Below are 15,660 nucleotides of genomic sequence, written 5' to 3' on the forward strand. Positions count from 1 at the left end.
TTTCGCCTCATACCGGAGACTGCCACGGAGGGAACGACGCCGCCGTCCTGTATCGGGCCGGAGAATGCCACGTCGGATTCTCGCCAGCATTGTTCGGCACGCAGGAACTAGCCTGCAAGGAAATACGCCGGAGATCCTGGAGATCCGAATGCCCACCATCGTTCTCATCACTGGCGGCAGCCGAGGCCTGGGGTATGCGACCGCCGCGCATCTGAGCCGATCGGGCTCCGCTGTAATCATTGGAGCGCGCCGGGAGACAGCAGCGCGCACGGCCGTCGAGGCACTGGGCGCAAACCGCGGGACCGTGGACTGGGTGGAACTCGACGTCACCAGGCCGGCAACCGTGAGATCCGCCGCAGCCGCCGTCCAGGAGCGATACGGCCGTCTCGACGTGCTGGTCAACAACGCGGGCGTTCTCCCCGAGGCCACCGACACCAGCACCCACGACCTCGCGGACCCGGACACGTTCCGGCAAACGTTCGAGACAAATGTTTTCGGCGTGGTAACGGTAACCGAGATATTCCTTCCGCTACTGCGACGAAGCAGCGCCGGCCGGATTGTCAACGTGTCCTCGACGATGGGCTCGCTCGCCGATCAGAACAACTCGCAGTCTCCGTACTACTCGATGTTCCTGCCCGCGTACCGGAGCTCGAAGGCCGCGCTCAACAGCCTCACGATCGAGCTGGCGAAGCACCTCAAGGACACCTCCATCAAGGTCACGACCGTGTGCCCGGGCTTCGTCCAGACGGAGTTGACCCCGATGAACCGCCAGCTGGCGCCGCTGACCGCCGACGAAGCCGCGCACGTCGTGGTCAGCGCCGCGACACTGCCCGCCGACGCCGAGACGGGCACCTTCGTCGACGCCGACGGCCCCGTCGCCTGGTAGACCGTCCGATTCCTCCGGGCCCTCTCATCAGGAGATGTTCGGGCGGAAGATGTTCGGGCGGGCACGTCAAGACGGCTCGGTCGGCTCCGACCAGGTGGTCGGCGGGCCCAGCCGGGGCTCGCGAACCACGAGGAGCAACCCATGAAGTTCGTGATCAGCCTGGTTATCAACCCAGCCCTGCTGGACGTCCTGACCGAGGAGGAGAAGGCGGCGGTCGGTGACGGCCACAGCAGGCTCATCGAGGCGATGAAGAAGTCCGGCGAGCTGATCACCGGACTCGCGCTGGTCGACCCGGCGCAGGCCGCCGTGGTGGCCGTGCGCGACAGCCAGCGGGTGGTGACCGACGGGCCCTTCGTCGAGTCCAAGGAGTATCTGGGCGGCTTCTACCTGATCGATGTCGAGAACAAGGAGCGGGCGATCGAGCTGGCGGCGCAGATCCCGGACGCCGCGATCGAGGGCCTGGGTGTCGAGGTGCGGCAGGTGATGTTCGCCGACGGACAATTGGACGTATGACCGCACCAGCGATCGAGGACCTGCTGCGTGAGATCGCGCCGCAGGTCCTCGGCACCCTGGCACGTCGGCACGGGCAGTTCGAAGGATGCGAGGACGCCGTGCAGGAGGCCTCCCTCGCCGCCACCGTGCAGTGGCCGGCTGAGGGGGTGCCGGACAACCCGCGCGGCTGGCTGATGACGGTTGCGTCCCGGCGGCTCATCGACCAGATGCGCAGTGACCACGCGCGCCGCGAGCGGGAGAGCGCGACGGCCACCGAGCCGGTGCCCGAGGACGTTCCGGACAACGACGACACGCTCGTCCTGCTTTTCCTGTGCTGCCATCCGACGCTGACGCCCGCCTCCCAGACCGCGCTGACGCTGCGGGCGGTCGGCGGTCTGACCACCGCCGAGATCGCCCGCGCGTTCCTGGTGCCCGAGGCCACGATGGCGGCCAGGATCAGTCGCGCCAAGCAGCGCATCAGGGCCGCCGGCAGCTCGTTCAGCCTGCCGGGCGGCGCGGAGCACGCCGAGCGGCTACGGGTCGTCCTGCACGTGCTCTACCTGATCTTCAACGAGGGCTACGTCGCCTCGTCGGGCAGCGAGCTGCACCGCGCCGACCTCGCGCACGAGGCGATCCGGCTGACCCGGATGGTGCACGCCCAGCTGCCCGAGGACAGCGAGGTGACGGGGCTGCTCGCCCTGATGCTGCTGACCCACTCCCGCCGCCAGGCCCGGGCGACGGCGGCCGGCGACCTGGTGCCACTGGACGAACAGGACCGCGCGAGGTGGGACCGCGGGATGGTCGACGAGGGCACCGAGCTGGCCGCGGCGTCGCTGGCCGGGCCGGCCCTGGGGCCCTACCAGCTGCAGGCCGCCATCGCCGCCACGCACGCCGACGCGGCCACGGCCGCCGAGACCAACTGGCCGCAGGTGCACGCCCTCTATCTGATCCTGGAACGGATCGCACCCAACCCGATGGTCACCCTCAACCGGGCGATCGCGCTCGCCGAGACCAAGGGCCCGCCGGCCGGTCTGGAGCTGCTGGCGACCCTGGACGGTGACGAGCGGATGGCCGGGCATCACCGTCTGCTGTCCGTCCGGGCGCATCTGCTGGAGCGGAACGGCGACCCGGCCGGGGCGTACGAGCACTACCGGAGGGCCGCACGGGCCACCGCCAGCCTCGCCGAGCAGCGCTACCTCGAAGCCCGGGCCAGCCGAGTACGGCTGCGGCAACCGCGGGACCTCACGGCGGGCGCGGGGGCGGCGCTCCCGCCAGATGGCGGGTCAGCGGGCCAGGCAGGCGATCAGTAGCCAGCGGCCACGCTGGCCGCCGCCGGCGACCTTGGCGTACGCCGTGGCCGCGTCGGCCAGCGGTACCTGACCGGCCACCCGCGGTTCCAGGACTCCGGCGGCGGCGAGGGCGAGCAGCGGTCCTCGTCGGTCAGCGGTCCTCGTCGGTCAGCGGTCCTCGTCGGTCAGCGGTCCTCGTCGGTCAGCGGCTCTCGCGGTCGAGTACGCGCACCCGGGCGATCGCGCGGTCCCGCTCCGGGCCCGCGGGCAGCAGGTCCCGGCATCGGCGCCAGAGGGCGAGGTCGTCCGCGGCGACCGGGCCCTCGACCCAGCGCAGCAGCAGGATCGGATCACCGTTGCGCTCCAGGGCCGCCCGCACCTCCTGCGCCATCCGCAGGCGCACGGTGGCGACCCCCGGGGAGCCGGAGCGCGCGAGCAACGGTGCGCGCCACAGGGTGATGGCCGCCGCGGGGTCGCCGGCGGCCAGCGCCCGCCGGACGTCGTCCACGTCGGTGGTGAGCGCCCCCGGGGCGAGCCGGTACGGACGCGAACGCAGCGCCTCGGGCCCGAGGACCCGCCGTAGCCGCGAAAGCTCGGCACGGACCGTCACCTCGTCGAGGTCCCGCTCGTCGAGCAGGACGGCGAGCCGGCCGGCGCTGCATCCCTGCGGATGCTCGGCGAGCAGGAGCATCAGCTCCGCATGGCGCAGGCTGACCCGCCTGGTGCGCCCGTGCTGGGACAGCGTCGGCCCACCCGGGTCGAGAACGGACAGACGCAGCGGCTGCTCGGCTGCACGACGCACGCCCTCGTCTCGGTGCTGCCGCAGCAGCAGCTCGCGTTCCACCGCGGCGGCGGTGGCCCGGACGAGCGCCAGCGCCCCGGGAGAGGCGGCCCGCTCGTCGCCGGTCACGTCGAGCGCGCCCAGCAGCGCACCGCCCACCGGATCGCGGACCGGCATCGCCGAGCAGCTCCACGGCTGCACGGGACGGGCCCAGTGCTCGGCGGCCACCACCCGCATGCCGACCCCGAGCGCCAACGCCAGGCCGGGAGCGTTCGTGCCGGCGTGTTGCTCGTCCCAGCGGGCCCCGGCGACGAACCGCATCCGCTCGGCCCGGCGGCAGGCGGCCGGGTCGCCTTCCACCCAGAGCAGCATGCCGGCGGCGTCGCTCACCGCGACGATCATCTCGTCGGACGCCGCATGCTCGACCAGCAGGTCGCGCACCACCGGCATCGCCTGCCCCAGCGGGTGCGACGCCCGGTAGTCCTCCAGCGCGTCGTCGACGAGATCGACGGGCGGGACGGTGGCTTCCGGGTCCACCCCGAAGGTGCGGGAGCGTGTCCAGGATTCCAGTACCTCGGGGCGCACCTGGCCGAGCGCCTGCTCGCCACCGCCAGGCGCACGACGGTCGGCCGCGGCGGCGGTGCGGACCCCGGTGAGCAGCTGCTCCTGCGCGACCCGGCGCCCGTCGCACCCGTTGGTCATGGAGACCTCCCCCCGACAGGGTGGCGCGAACCGGATCAGTGGGCAAGGGGCCGCTGGCACCCCGGCCGTGTTGCAACGGTGTTGCAACGTTCACCGATCTAGCGTGCACGCAGCCGGCGTCACGGTGACCGGCCTCACATCGCAGAGGGAGCGCTCGAGATGACCATCTACGCCCGCCCTGGCGAACCGGGCTCGCCAGTCCGCTACGCGTCGCGCTACGACAACATCATCGGTGGCGAGTACGTGCCGCCGGTGAAGGGCCGGTACTTCGAGAACCCGAGCCCGGTCACCGGCCAGGCCTTCACCGAGATCGCCCGCTCCAGCGCCGAGGACGTCGAGAAGGCCCTCGACGCCGCCCATGCGGCCGCACCCGCGTGGGGGAAGACGGCGGTGGCCGCCCGCGCCGACATCCTCAACAGGATCGCCGACCGGATGGAGGCGAATCTCGAGCTGCTGGCGGTCGGTGAGACCTGGGACAACGGCAAGCCGGTCCGCGAGACGCTGGCGGCGGACATTCCGCTGGCCATCGACCACTTCCGGTATTTCGCCGGCGCCATCCGGGCGCAGGAAGGCACCCTGTCGCAGCTCGACGAGGACACCGTCGCCTACCACTTCCACGAGCCGCTCGGAGTCGTCGGGCAGATCATCCCGTGGAACTTCCCGCTGCTGATGGCGACGTGGAAGCTCGCGCCGGCGCTCGCGGCCGGCAACGCCGTCGTGCTCAAGCCCGCCGAGCAGACACCGGCGTCCATCAACCTGCTGTGGGAGCTGATCGCGGACCTGCTGCCGCCCGGTGTTCTCAACGTGGTGCAGGGCTTCGGCGTCGAGGCCGGCAAGCCGCTGGCGTCATCGCCCCGGATCGCGAAGATCGCCTTCACCGGTGAGACCACGACCGGACGCCTGATCATGCAGTACGCGAGCCAGAACCTGATCCCGGTGACGCTGGAGCTCGGCGGGAAAAGCCCGAACATCTTCTTCAGGGACGTCCTCGCCGAGCATGACGACTTCCAGGACAAGTGCCTGGAGGGATTCACCATGTTCGCCCTCAACCAGGGCGAGGTCTGCACCTGCCCGTCCCGCGCGCTCATCGACCGGTCGATCTTCGACGACTTCCTGGACGCGGCCGCCGTCCGCACGAAGGCGGTGCGCCAGGGCGACCCGCTCGACACCGACACGATGATCGGCGCGCAGGCCAGCTCCGACCAGCTCGAGAAGATCCTTTCCTACATCGACATCGGGAAGAAGGAGGGCGCCCGCCTCGTCCTGGGTGGCGAGCGCGCCGAGCTGGGCGGCGACCTTTCGGGCGGCTACTACGTCCAGCCGACGATCTTCCAGGGCACCAACCGGATGCGGATCTTCCAGGAGGAGATCTTCGGGCCGGTGGTGTCGGTGACCTCCTTCGACGGCTACGACGACGCGATCGCCCAGGCCAACGACTCCCTCTACGGCCTCGGCGCCGGCGTGTGGACCCGTAACGGCAACCTCGCCTACCGGGCCGGGCGGGACATCCAGGCGGGCCGGGTCTGGACGAACTGCTACCACCTCTACCCGGCGCACGCGGCGTTCGGCGGGTACAAGCAGTCCGGGATCGGCCGGGAGAACCACAGCATGATGCTCGACCATTACCAGCAGACGAAGAACCTGCTGGTCAGCTACTCCCCCAAGGCGATGGGCTTCTTCTAGGCCGCCAGCCGCCGGGGCTCCTCGGAGCGCCCGGGGCTGCCATCCCATCCGCAGCCGACAGGAGACTGCGATGCACCAGGAGAGCACAGAAAGCGCACAGGTGACCCGGGTCGACGCCACGCCTGCCGCGCTCGCCATGCTGCGCCGCCTCGCCCAGGAGCACGGGCCGTTGATGATCCACCAGTCCGGTGGGTGCTGCGACGGCTCGTCGCCGATGTGCTTTCCGCGCGGGGAGTTCCTGGTCGGTGACAGCGACGTCCTCCTCGGCGTGATCGGCGCCGCGGAGGACGTCGCCGCGGAGGACGCTGTGCCAGGCGAGGGCGAGGGTGTGCCTGTCTACATCGGCGCGGCCCAGTTCGAGTACTGGTCGCACACCCATCTGACCATCGACCTTGTGCCCGGCCGCGGCGCCGGCTTCAGCCTGGAGGCACCCGAGGGCTACCGCTTCCTCACCCGCTCCCGCCTGCTCACCGACGAGGAAACCGCCCAGCTGGCAAGGCCAGCGCCGGGCCCATCCGCGACGACCCATCGGCGGCCCCGGGCCGGCAACGGCAACCTTGACGTCAACTCCTCCATAATCAAGGTTGTGACATAACCTGGACTATGGAGGATGGTCGAAATGGCTGAGCTCCTACGGCAGCGCTGGGAGAGCGATCTCGGTGCGGGCCTGTCCCGGCGAGACCGACTCGGTTGCGACTACGACGCCTACCTGCCGGACCGCCTGGGCAGCCGGAAGTGGCGTCTCGATGCCGCGACAGCGGCAGACGTCGCGGAGGCCGAGGTCGCGATCAGCCGGCTCGACCGCGAGGCCTCCGCACTACGAGGTACCGAGGTGCTGGCGCGCATCCTCCTGCGGGCCGAGTCGGTCGCCTCGTCTCGGATCGAAGGCCTCGAGGTCGGCGGCCGGCGCCTCCTTCGGGCCGAGGCAGCGCGCGGGTTCGGTGAGCCCGCCACAGACGTCACCGCAGCCGAGGTGCTGGCCAACATCGACGCGATGGTGCGTGCGACCGAACTGGTCGGTGTCGGTGATCCCATCACGGTCGCGTCTCTGCTCGACGTCCACCGGCGCCTGCTCGCCGCCAGTCGCCTGGAGCAGCATGGCGGCAGGCTTCGAACCGAACAGAACTGGATCGGAGGAAGCGGCTACAACCCATGTTCGGCCGCCTTTGTCCCACCGCCCCCGGAGGCCGTACCCGACCTGCTCGAAGACCTCTGCGCGTTCTGCGCCGACGATGCCCTTCCGGCCGTCGCCCAGGCAGCCATCGCGCACGCACAGTTCGAAACGATTCACCCGTTTGTCGACGGGAACGGCCGGACCGGCCGCGCACTGATCCACATGGTGCTGCGGCGCCGCGGTCTCGCCGCAGGCGTCCTGCCCCCTGTCTCCCTGATTCTCGCGACCTGGTCCCGGGAATACCTCGCGGCGCTTGCCGCAACTCACTACTTGGGTCCTGCCACCTCCGACGAGGCGCAGCAGGCAACCGACTCCTGGGTCGCGCTGTTCGCCGCCGCCTGCACCCGGGCGTGTGCAGATGCCGTCGACTTCGAGCAGCGCGTCGAGACGCTTCGCGACAACTGGCTCCGCAGGGCCGGCCCCGTGCGCGCCGACTCCACGCTGGAACGCATCCTGCACCTGCTACCCGCGGCGCCGGTGCTCACCGTCGGCTCGGCTGCCGCCCTGTCCGGTCGAAGCCTGCAGGCAACAAACCAGGCAATCAACCGCCTCGTCGACGTCGGCGTTCTCCGCCAGATCACAGTTGGACGCCGCAATCGTGCGTTCGAGGCCCCCGAGGCCATCGAGGCGTTCGTCTACCTTGAACGACGCCTCGCCAGCCCAGCCGGCGACACCATCGTCAGCCCGCCCAACCGCCGCGTGCCCCGCAGACCTTGATCGGCAGCTCGCCAGGTTCATCGAACCTGCAGGTCCGGAGCGTGGCGAGCCCGCCCGACGCCGGATCGTCAGGCAGCCGACTATTGGCCGTCGCCACCGCCGACGGGCAATAGGTTCGTCGCGTTCGCCCAGGATGGGGCGTTGCGTCGGCGGAGGCCGGCAGGTGGGGGGCTCGGGGATTCTTATGGCTCGTTCTGCGATGGATCGGATTCGCCGCGCGGCTCGCGGGATGCTGCCCGCGCTCGCGGTCGTCATGACGATCAGCCTGTCAGGATGCGGCTCCTCGGACGAGTCCTCGACTCCCCCAGCGAACGGCAGCCAGCCGGCGACGGCGGCGACGACCACAGGGGGAACCGGCAGCGAGAAATCGGCGGGGCCGGAGGGAAACGCGGCGGGAGTCCCGGATCCCTGCAAACTCGTGTCCCGGCAGGAGGCCGAGCAACTCGCCGGCACCGCGCTGGGCAGCCCCGAGTCCACTCCGGAGAGGTGCGTCTACACAGCACCGCCCGACGGGCCGACCGGCCAGGTGGAGATCTTCTCCGGGCAAACGGCGCAGGACTATCTCACCGCCGAGCGCGGCATCGGCCACACGCTCACCCCGTTGCCGGGTATCGGCAAGGAGGCCTACATCGAGGACTACGCGGTCTTCGTCAACGTGAACGACTTCTGGGTGTCGATCGTGCTGGCCCGCAACAACGATCCCGCCGAGAACCGCGGGCCCCTGGAGAATCTGGCGCGAACGGTGGCCGGCCGGATCTGACCACCCGCACGCCGGATCACTCCGCCGCGCGAAGGCGACCGCAGGTCAACCTGCCCCGTCTTCCGCCACGACGACGACAACCTTCCCACGGGTGTGCTCGTTCAGGAACTCGACGCAGGCACGGATGCCGTCCGCGAGCGGGTACCGCCTGCTGATCGCGGCGGGCAGCGATCCGTCCAGCGCCTGCGCGGCATGCCGGCCAGGTCGCGCCGTCCACGCCCTACGTCGCGACGGTGTCGGCGGGGGCCGGTTCGCCGGCGGGGGCGCCGCCACCCGCCGGTCTGGCCATCGCCTTCGCCACCGCCCGGGCCGGCCCCAGCAGGACGGTCAGCACGGTCAGCAGACCGACCACCACGCAGCCGGCACCGATCAGATAGCCCAGCTGATAGCCGCTCACCACCGCGCTCGCGGCGGAATGCCCGTCCTGGACCAGGCTCTTCGTCCGGCTGGCGGCCACCGAGGAGACCACAGCGAGGCCGACCGACGAGCTGAGCCAGATCGAGACATTGACGAGCCCGGAGGCGAGCCCGGCGTCGGCCGCCGGGACGTCGGCCATGGCCAGCGACAGCAGCGGGACGGTGGCGCAGGCGATGCCGACCGCGAGGATCAGCAGCGGCGGCAGCAGGCCGGTGGCGTAACTGGTGTGCTCGTCCGCCCGGGCCAGCATGAGCAGCCCGGCCAGGGCCGCGAGCAGGCCTGGGACGACAACCGGCAGCGGCCCGAACCGAAGGAGCAGCCGGCTCACGATGCCCATCGACAGAGCCGCGACGACGATCGTCGTGGGCAGGAACGCGAGGCCGGTGCGCAGTGGGCTGTAGCCACGGATCTGCTGTAGATAGAGCGCCCCGAAGAAGAACAGGACCTGCATCCCGATGAACAGGCAGCCGCGCACGACGCTGGAGCCGACCAGGCTACGGATCCGCAGGATGCGCAGCGGCATGATCGGGTTGCTCCGCCGCGCCTGGACGACGAAGAACATCACCAGCAGGATCACGGCGGCCCCGCCGTAGCCGACGGTGTGGACCGAGGCCCAGCCGTGGGTGGCCGCGGTGACGATGGCGTAGATCCCGACCAGCAGCGAGCTGGTTACGAGCAGTGACCCGGTGACGTCCACACCCCGGCCGAGGCCAAGACCGGCGTTCTCCTCGATCAGAAACACTCCGAGGCCGAACGTGAGAATCCCGATCGGGAGATTGATCAGGAAGATCCAGTGCCAGCTGACAGCCTGGGTGAGGACCCCGCCGGCCAGCAGGCCCAGCGACCCGCCACCCACGGTCACCAGGATGTACGCGCTCATCGCCCGGGCCCGCTCGGCCGGGTCCGGGAACTCGGTGACGATGATCGCGATGATGACCGACGACGAGACCGCGCCGCCGAGCCCCTGGGCGAAACGCGCGGCGATCAGCGTGCCCTGGTCGGGCGAGACGGCGCACAGCACGGAGGCGACGGTGAACAGAAGCACTCCCGCCAGGAACACCTTCTTGCGGCCGACCAGATCGCCGAGCCGCCCGGCGAGCAGCAGGAAGCTCCCGAAGGAGATCAGATAAGCGTCGACGACCCAGGTGAGGCCGGACTGGGTGAAGTCGAGATCTTTCTGGATCGACGGCAACGCCACGTTGACGATCGACCCGTCGAGCGCGTTCATCAGCATCGCCATACACACGACCACCAGCGCGATCCAGCGGCGGCGGTCGGCCCCGCCGGGAGCGGGGGCCGCCACGGGAGCCGTCGTGGGGTCAGACATCGGCTGCGTGGGCCATCTGAGGATCTCCTCCGGGCCGGTCGAGGTCGCGATCGTGGATCCATCGCGACAATCAAGATTTGTCAATCATCACGAGAGAGTGATGGTCTCGCTCACGCTACTCTAGAACGGTGTCGGACACAGCCACCACCTCGGGTCCGATCGTGTTGCTCACCCGCCTGTCCCGGCTGGTCCACCGGGCCAGCACGCCGGAGCTGCTGGGCATCAGCCTCAAGGAGCTGGCAGCGCTGGCCTACCTGCGCGATCACGACCCGACCACGCAGCGGGCCCTGACCCAGGGCCTCTGCGTCGACGCCAACTACTGCGTCCTGCTCCTGAACGAGCTGGAGGCCGCCGGTCTGGCCGAGCGGCGCCGAGACCCGGCCGACCGCCGCCGCCACATCGTGACCATGACCGAGGCCGGCCGCCGTGCCCTCGAGCAGGCCGAGCAGGCCCAGGAAACGATCGAGGACGAGATCCTCACCGGGCTCTCCCCGCAGGAACGGGCCACCCTGACCCAGCTCCTGAGGCAGGCGCTCGACAGCGCCGTGCGCCGACCCGCAGCACAGGAACACACACCGCGCTGACCGGCCCCGGTCGTCGGGCTGGCAACTACCTGTCGTGGGCCGACTGGCTGGATGGGACGGAACGGGCCACGTCAGCCGGCAGTGGCAGGCTTCTCGAAGACGAGTGACGGGGTGCTGATCCGGTCCGACCGCGGCTCGGTGGGGTTCGGGAGGCCGCGCAGCGCTTCCAGTGCCGGCTCGACGACCGACGTCCACCGGGCCGGGGGGACGGCCCATAGATGCGACCAGGTCCGCAGCTCGATCTGGCGGGCGGACTCCAGCGGGGTCGAGGGATGTCCCGAGTCGACGAGGGTGAGGCCCGCCGCGTGGCGCAGGCCGGCGTGCTCGGCGAGGCGGGTGACGGCCTCGGGGTCGTCCCGGCGCGGCGCCCCGCCGCTCAGCTCGGCCTGCATCGCGCCGACGATCTCGGCCACGTCGGATCCGCCGTGCTTCCCGCCCCCGACGAACGCGAACCGGCCGCCGGGACGCAACACCCGGGCCACCTCGGCCAGCGCCGCGCCCGGATCACCGACCAGGTGGATCACGTGCACGGCCACACAGGCGTCGACGGCTCCGGCCCGGAAGGGGATCGCGGTCGCGTCGGCGCGCAGCACCCGGCCGGGCAGCCGCCGGGCGGCGTGGGCGAGCATCCGCTCGGAAACGTCCACGCCGGCCACGGACCATCCGAGCCCGGCGAACCCGGCGGAGATCAGGCCGGTACCCACGCCGATCTCCAGCAGTGTGCCGCCGCCCAGGTGCGGCGCGAGCGCACCGGCCACCCGGCGCCCGCGTTCCTCACCGCCGCGCGTCTGGTCGTAACGGTCCGCCATACGGTCAAAGTTCACAGACTCGGACACGCCGTGAGGCTACGCGGTCGGCACCCGCACCGGGACCTGGAGTGACACGCCGGCCGAATACTTTGCCCTTGCACTAAGTATCTCGACACGGCAATACTTAGCTTCATGGCACAGTATTCGGCGGAGCTCGACGGCGTCTTCGTCGCCCTCGCCGACCCGACCCGGCGCGGCGTCATCCGGCGCCTCGGCCAGGGACCGACGAGCGTCGGCGACCTCGCCCGCGAGTTCCCGATGACCCTTCCCTCGTTCATGAAGCACGTACGCACCCTCGAGTCGAACGGGCTGATCCACACGGTCAAGTCGGGCCGGGTGCGCACCTGCGTGCTCAACCGTGAGCGCCTCGCGCTCGTCGACGACTGGCTCGGCGAGCAGCGCCGGCTCTGGGAGGCACGCACCGATCGCCTCGAACGCCTCGTCACCGAACACCTCGTCGCCGAACACCTCGTCACTGAACCCCCTGTTCCCGAACAGCCCGTCACCGAACGCCTCATCGACGACCCGGAGGAGAACCGATGAACCCCGACCTGGACCTCACCCTGGAGCGGGTCATCCGCGCCCCCCGTGCCGCCGTGTGGGGCGCGTGGACGGACCCGGCCCGCTTCGAGAAGTGGTGGCTGCCCGCGCCGACCCTGTGCCGGGTCGAGCGTCTGGACGTCCGGCCCGGCGGTGGGCTCGTGACCCTGCTCAGCGACGACGGGGTGGAGTTCGTCCCGCATATGGACGCGACCTTCCTCGTCGTCGACGAGCTCGAGCGCATCGTCTTCACGAACGCGATCGACAGCGCCTGGCGGCCCACAAACCCGGCACCGGTCGCCATGACCGCGGAGATCATCCTGGCGGACCATCCAGACGGCACGACCTACCGGGCCGTCGTCCGCCACGGCGACCCGGCCGCCCGAGCCCATCACGAGGAGCTCGGTTTCTTCGACGGCTGGGGCACCGTCACCAAGCAGCTCGCCGCGGTCGCCGAAAGCCAGGCTGCCCGGTAAGGATCGTGCGCCCGACCGCCCCGCCACACCCGCAAATCGCCCCAAATGGGCAAAGAGCCCGCCGATTCACCTGGCAACCCGCAAGAGTGAAGAATTCTGGTCGTCGGAACGACCGAAATCATTCACTCTTGCGATTCGCCAAACCGGGCTGCCGGGCCCCGGGCCACCGGGCGCGCCCGGGCCGAGGCGGCGCTCACCGCCGCAGCTGTTGCCGTACCCGCGCGGCCTCGCGGATGAGATGGTCACGCTCCGGCACACTGACGGCGGTGCGGGACGCCTCGGCGTACCGCTCGGCGGCGGTGGCGAGGTCGCCGGCGCGTTCGTGCAGGTAGGCCGTCACCGCGGCGTAGCGGGGCAGGTCCGGGCGCACGTCGGCCAGCGCTGCCAGCCCGGCCCGCGCCCCGTCCGCCTCGCCGACGGCCACCGCGCGGTTGAGCCGCACCACCGGGCTGCCGGTGAGGCGCAGCAGTTCGTCGTACCACTCGACGATCTGCACCCAGTCCGTCTCGGCGGTGCTGGGCGCGTCCGCGTGCAGGGCGGCGATCGCGGCCTGCGCCTGGTACTCACCCAGCTGGTCGCCGGCCAGCGCGGCCTGCAGGATCCGCACCCCCTCAGCGATCATGCCGGTGTCCCAGCGTGACCGGTCCTGTTCGGCGAGCGGCACCAGGCGGCCTCCCGGGCCGGTGCGCGACGCCCGGCGCGCGTGATGCAGCAACATCAGCGCGAGCAGCCCCGCGACCTCGGGATCGGCCGCCCGGGTCCGGGCCGGGCTCGGGGCCGGGGCCGGGGCCGGGGCCGGAGGCAAGGTCGGGGTCGGAGGCAAGGTCGGGGTCGGGGTCGGGGTCCGGCGCACGGTCAGGGCGGCGAGCTGGCGGGTCAGCCGGATCGCTTCGGCCGCGAGGTCCACATCACCGCCGTATCCCTCGTTGAAGACCAGGTAGAGCACCCGCAGCACGGTGGCGAGATCGCCGGGCCGGTCGAGCGGCAGCCCGGCGATCCGCCGCTTGGCCCGGCTGATTCGCTGCGCCATGGTCGATTCCGGGATGAGGTATGCCGCCGCGATCTGCCGGGTGGTCAGGCCACCGACCGCACGCAGCGTCAGGGCGACGGCCGCAGCGGGCGGCAGGGTGGGGTGCGCGCACAGGAAGAAGAGCCGCAGCGTGTCGTCCTCGGCGGGCACCGGGCCGGCGGGTGGTTCGGCGTCGACGACAAGCTCGCGGCCTCGCCGCGACGCCTCGGCGCGGGCGGCGTCGAGGAACCTGTGCCAGGCGACCGTGACCAGCCAGGCCAACGGATCGCGCGGCGGATCGTCCGGCCAGGTTCCGAGCGCCCTGATCAGGGCCTCCTGCACGGCGTCCTCGGCCGACGCGAAGTCCGCTCCGCGCCGGACGAGGACACCGATCACCGCGGGCACGAGCTCCCGCACCAGCTGCTCGTTCACCCAATGCCTGCCGTTACTCGACGCCTGCCGTTACTCGACGCCTGCCGTTACTCGACGCCTGCCGTTATTCGGTGACGGTCTTCGGCGGCTCGGTGAGGAACGGGCGGACCTCGAGCCACTCGTGGATCGGCTTCCCGCCTGGCCCGGGAGCGGCGGAGAGCTCCCCGGCCAGCTGGAGCGCGCGGTCCCTGGAATCGACGTCGATGATCATCCAGCCGGCGATGAGATCCTTGGTCTCGGCGAACGGTCCGTCGGTCACCGGCGGTCGCCCCTCACCGTCGTACCGGACGAAGGTGCCTTCGGGTGCCAGCGCCGCCTCGCCGACGAACTCGCCCGACTCCTTCAGCCGGTCCGCGAAGTCGCGCATGTACTGGATGTGCGCATCGACCTCCTGCGGCGTCCACTGGTCCATCGGTGCCCAGTCCCAGGTGGGGGCCGGGCCGCCACGGTAGTGCTTGAGCAGCAGGTACTTCACTCTCGTCCTCCTGGTACGTCGCGTGGCCTGCCCTGGCCACTCATGCCCCTGGGACGGAGCCGGCACCGGTTTCTCGACACCCCGGCGAAAAAATTCCGCCGTTCGATCACAGGGCTGTGGGCGGAACCGACGCCCCTCCCACAGCCCCGGCGAGGCTACGAGACCGGCGCTCCCCGGCTCAGGACGCGAAGCCGTAGGGGCGGGTGATGATCTCCATGCCGTGCCCGGACGGATCGAGGAAGTACAGACCGCGCCCACCGTGATGATGGTTGATCTCACCCACCTGCTTCATATGCGGATCCGCATAGTAGGTGATACCGGCCCGCCGGATCCGGGCGAAGGCTGCGTCGAACTCCTCGTCCGAGATGAGGAAGGCGTAGTGCTGCATCGTGATGGAGCCGTCGGGAACGGTGGCGAAATCGAGAGTCACGCCGTTACTGGTGGAAACCGGGATGAACGGACCCCATTCGGCTCCGACCGCAAGCCCCAGAATTTGCGCGAGGAATTCCGCTGACTCGCGCTTGTCCCGTGCATGGACAATGGTGTGGTTCAGCTCGACTGACATGACTGGAGTGCCTCCAGAGGCATCTCAGCACCTCCATGCCTCACCCTGCCGGTGACCGACACGCGATGCGTCCCTCGATCTTAGCCGACCACCTCCGGCTTTCCTGGCGTCGCACCGCCGCACCACCACGCGGGAGCGCGGAGCGTCAGGCTGTGAGCATCGCGGAGATCATGCCGCGGGCGTGTTCGAGCTGTGCGGCCTGCTTGTCGAGCCGAGCCAGCTCGCGGCGCAGTGTCGCCGAAAGCTCGGCGCACGGGACGACTCTCGGCGTCGCGTCAAGGGTGCAGGGAAGCACCCGGCGGATCGTCGCCACCGACAACCCGGCGCCGAGCAGCGCCTGGATCCGCGCAACTGTCTCCACCGCGGACTCCGGGAAATGCCGATAACCGTTCGTGCCACGGTCGGCTACGAGCAGGCCGTGCTGCTCATAGTGGCGCAGCGAGCGGACGCTCGCGCCGGATCGCTGTGACAGCTCACCGATCCGCATCCGGCACCGCCTTCACCGTCGCACTTGACCCTCACATTGGTGTCAGACTTTACGG

Annotated in this window: 17 protein-coding genes; 10 read left to right on the forward strand and 7 right to left on the reverse strand. The window is 70.6% G+C overall.

Translation table 11 applies throughout. The features are described from left to right. Nucleotides 1–148: 148 nt before the first annotated feature. From ACG83_RS24270 to ACG83_RS24280, 3 genes are all read left to right on the forward strand, one after another. Nucleotides 149–886: an SDR family NAD(P)-dependent oxidoreductase gene (locus ACG83_RS24270; protein WP_054568478.1), complete on the forward strand. Its 738-nt coding sequence runs from the start codon at nucleotides 149–151 to the stop codon at nucleotides 884–886. Between the two features lie 141 nt (nucleotides 887–1,027). Continuing rightward, complete coding sequence (locus tag ACG83_RS24275; protein ID WP_054568479.1) at nucleotides 1,028–1,399, forward strand: YciI family protein; 372 nt, start codon at nucleotides 1,028–1,030, stop codon at nucleotides 1,397–1,399. Beyond that, entirely contained in the window at nucleotides 1,396–2,688 is a 1,293-nt protein-coding gene (locus tag ACG83_RS24280) for an RNA polymerase sigma factor (protein ID WP_054568480.1), read from the forward strand. Before ACG83_RS24275 ends, ACG83_RS24280 begins: the two co-directional genes overlap by 4 nt. Nucleotides 2,689–2,869: 181 nt before the next feature. On the opposite strand, the gene ACG83_RS24285 is transcribed toward ACG83_RS24280, so the two are convergent. After that, nucleotides 2,870–4,150 carry a GAF domain-containing protein gene (locus ACG83_RS24285; RefSeq protein ID WP_054568481.1) on the reverse strand — a complete coding sequence of 427 codons (1,281 nt, stop codon included), beginning with the start codon at nucleotides 4,148–4,150 and terminating at the stop codon, nucleotides 2,870–2,872. Nucleotides 4,151–4,309: 159 nt separating this feature from the next. On the opposite strand from ACG83_RS24285, the gene adh reads away from it, so the two are divergent. From adh to ACG83_RS24305, 4 genes are all read left to right on the forward strand, one after another. Then, nucleotides 4,310–5,833: an aldehyde dehydrogenase gene (adh, locus tag ACG83_RS24290; RefSeq protein WP_054568482.1), complete on the forward strand. Its 1,524-nt coding sequence runs from the start codon at nucleotides 4,310–4,312 to the stop codon at nucleotides 5,831–5,833. A 70-nt stretch (nucleotides 5,834–5,903) separates the two neighbouring features. Then, nucleotides 5,904–6,428, forward strand: coding sequence for a DUF779 domain-containing protein (locus ACG83_RS24295; RefSeq protein ID WP_235498139.1), 525 nt, complete (start codon nucleotides 5,904–5,906; stop codon nucleotides 6,426–6,428). A gap of 24 nt (nucleotides 6,429–6,452) precedes the next feature. Further along, complete coding sequence (locus tag ACG83_RS24300) at nucleotides 6,453–7,724, forward strand: Fic family protein (protein WP_054568483.1); 1,272 nt, start codon at nucleotides 6,453–6,455, stop codon at nucleotides 7,722–7,724. A 199-nt stretch (nucleotides 7,725–7,923) separates the two neighbouring features. Beyond that, nucleotides 7,924–8,484: a DUF3558 domain-containing protein gene (locus tag ACG83_RS24305; RefSeq protein WP_235498140.1), complete on the forward strand. Its 561-nt coding sequence runs from the start codon at nucleotides 7,924–7,926 to the stop codon at nucleotides 8,482–8,484. A gap of 220 nt (nucleotides 8,485–8,704) precedes the next feature. Here the strand turns inward: ACG83_RS24305 and ACG83_RS24315 are convergent, their stop codons facing one another. Continuing rightward, entirely contained in the window at nucleotides 8,705–10,228 is a 1,524-nt protein-coding gene (locus ACG83_RS24315; protein ID WP_054568486.1) for an MFS transporter, read from the reverse strand. Nucleotides 10,229–10,389: 161 nt separating this feature from the next. Between ACG83_RS24315 and ACG83_RS24320 the strand changes: the two genes are divergently transcribed. Further along, the gene (locus ACG83_RS24320; protein ID WP_235498141.1) at nucleotides 10,390–10,812 is read left to right on the forward strand and encodes a MarR family winged helix-turn-helix transcriptional regulator; all 423 of its coding nucleotides are present in this window, start codon (nucleotides 10,390–10,392) and stop codon (nucleotides 10,810–10,812) included. A gap of 71 nt (nucleotides 10,813–10,883) precedes the next feature. Here the strand turns inward: ACG83_RS24320 and ACG83_RS24325 are convergent, their stop codons facing one another. Next, nucleotides 10,884–11,636, reverse strand: coding sequence for a class I SAM-dependent methyltransferase (locus ACG83_RS24325; RefSeq protein ID WP_369812907.1), 753 nt, complete (start codon nucleotides 11,634–11,636; stop codon nucleotides 10,884–10,886). A gap of 117 nt (nucleotides 11,637–11,753) precedes the next feature. On the opposite strand from ACG83_RS24325, the gene ACG83_RS24330 reads away from it, so the two are divergent. Continuing rightward, nucleotides 11,754–12,164 (forward strand): helix-turn-helix transcriptional regulator, encoded by a 411-nt coding sequence (locus ACG83_RS24330; RefSeq protein ID WP_083473501.1) that lies wholly within the window; start codon nucleotides 11,754–11,756, stop codon nucleotides 12,162–12,164. After that, nucleotides 12,161–12,637: an SRPBCC domain-containing protein gene (locus ACG83_RS24335; protein WP_054568489.1), complete on the forward strand. Its 477-nt coding sequence runs from the start codon at nucleotides 12,161–12,163 to the stop codon at nucleotides 12,635–12,637. The genes ACG83_RS24330 and ACG83_RS24335 overlap by 4 nt, the downstream gene beginning before the upstream one ends. Nucleotides 12,638–12,830: 193 nt before the next feature. Here the strand turns inward: ACG83_RS24335 and ACG83_RS24340 are convergent, their stop codons facing one another. The 4 genes from ACG83_RS24340 to ACG83_RS24355 all read right to left on the reverse strand — a co-directional run bounded on the left by ACG83_RS24340 (nucleotide 12,831) and on the right by ACG83_RS24355 (nucleotide 15,605). After that, on the reverse strand, nucleotides 12,831–14,078 hold the full coding sequence (locus tag ACG83_RS24340) for an RNA polymerase sigma factor (RefSeq protein WP_054568490.1): 1,248 nt from the start codon (nucleotides 14,076–14,078) through the stop codon (nucleotides 12,831–12,833). 64 nt (nucleotides 14,079–14,142) lie between these two features. Beyond that, nucleotides 14,143–14,553, reverse strand: a complete 411-nt coding sequence (locus ACG83_RS24345) for a YciI family protein (protein WP_054568491.1) — start codon at nucleotides 14,551–14,553, stop codon at nucleotides 14,143–14,145. Between the two features lie 178 nt (nucleotides 14,554–14,731). Next, a complete protein-coding gene (locus ACG83_RS24350) occupies nucleotides 14,732–15,118 on the reverse strand; it encodes a VOC family protein (protein ID WP_054568492.1) in 387 nt (128 codons plus the stop codon). Between the two features lie 145 nt (nucleotides 15,119–15,263). Then, complete coding sequence (locus ACG83_RS24355) at nucleotides 15,264–15,605, reverse strand: MerR family transcriptional regulator (protein WP_054568493.1); 342 nt, start codon at nucleotides 15,603–15,605, stop codon at nucleotides 15,264–15,266. Between the last annotated feature and the right edge of the window lie 55 nt (nucleotides 15,606–15,660).

It is taken from the genome of Frankia sp. R43 (assembly GCF_001306465.1).
GTDB lineage: Bacteria > Actinomycetota > Actinomycetes > Frankiales > Frankiaceae > Parafrankia > Parafrankia irregularis.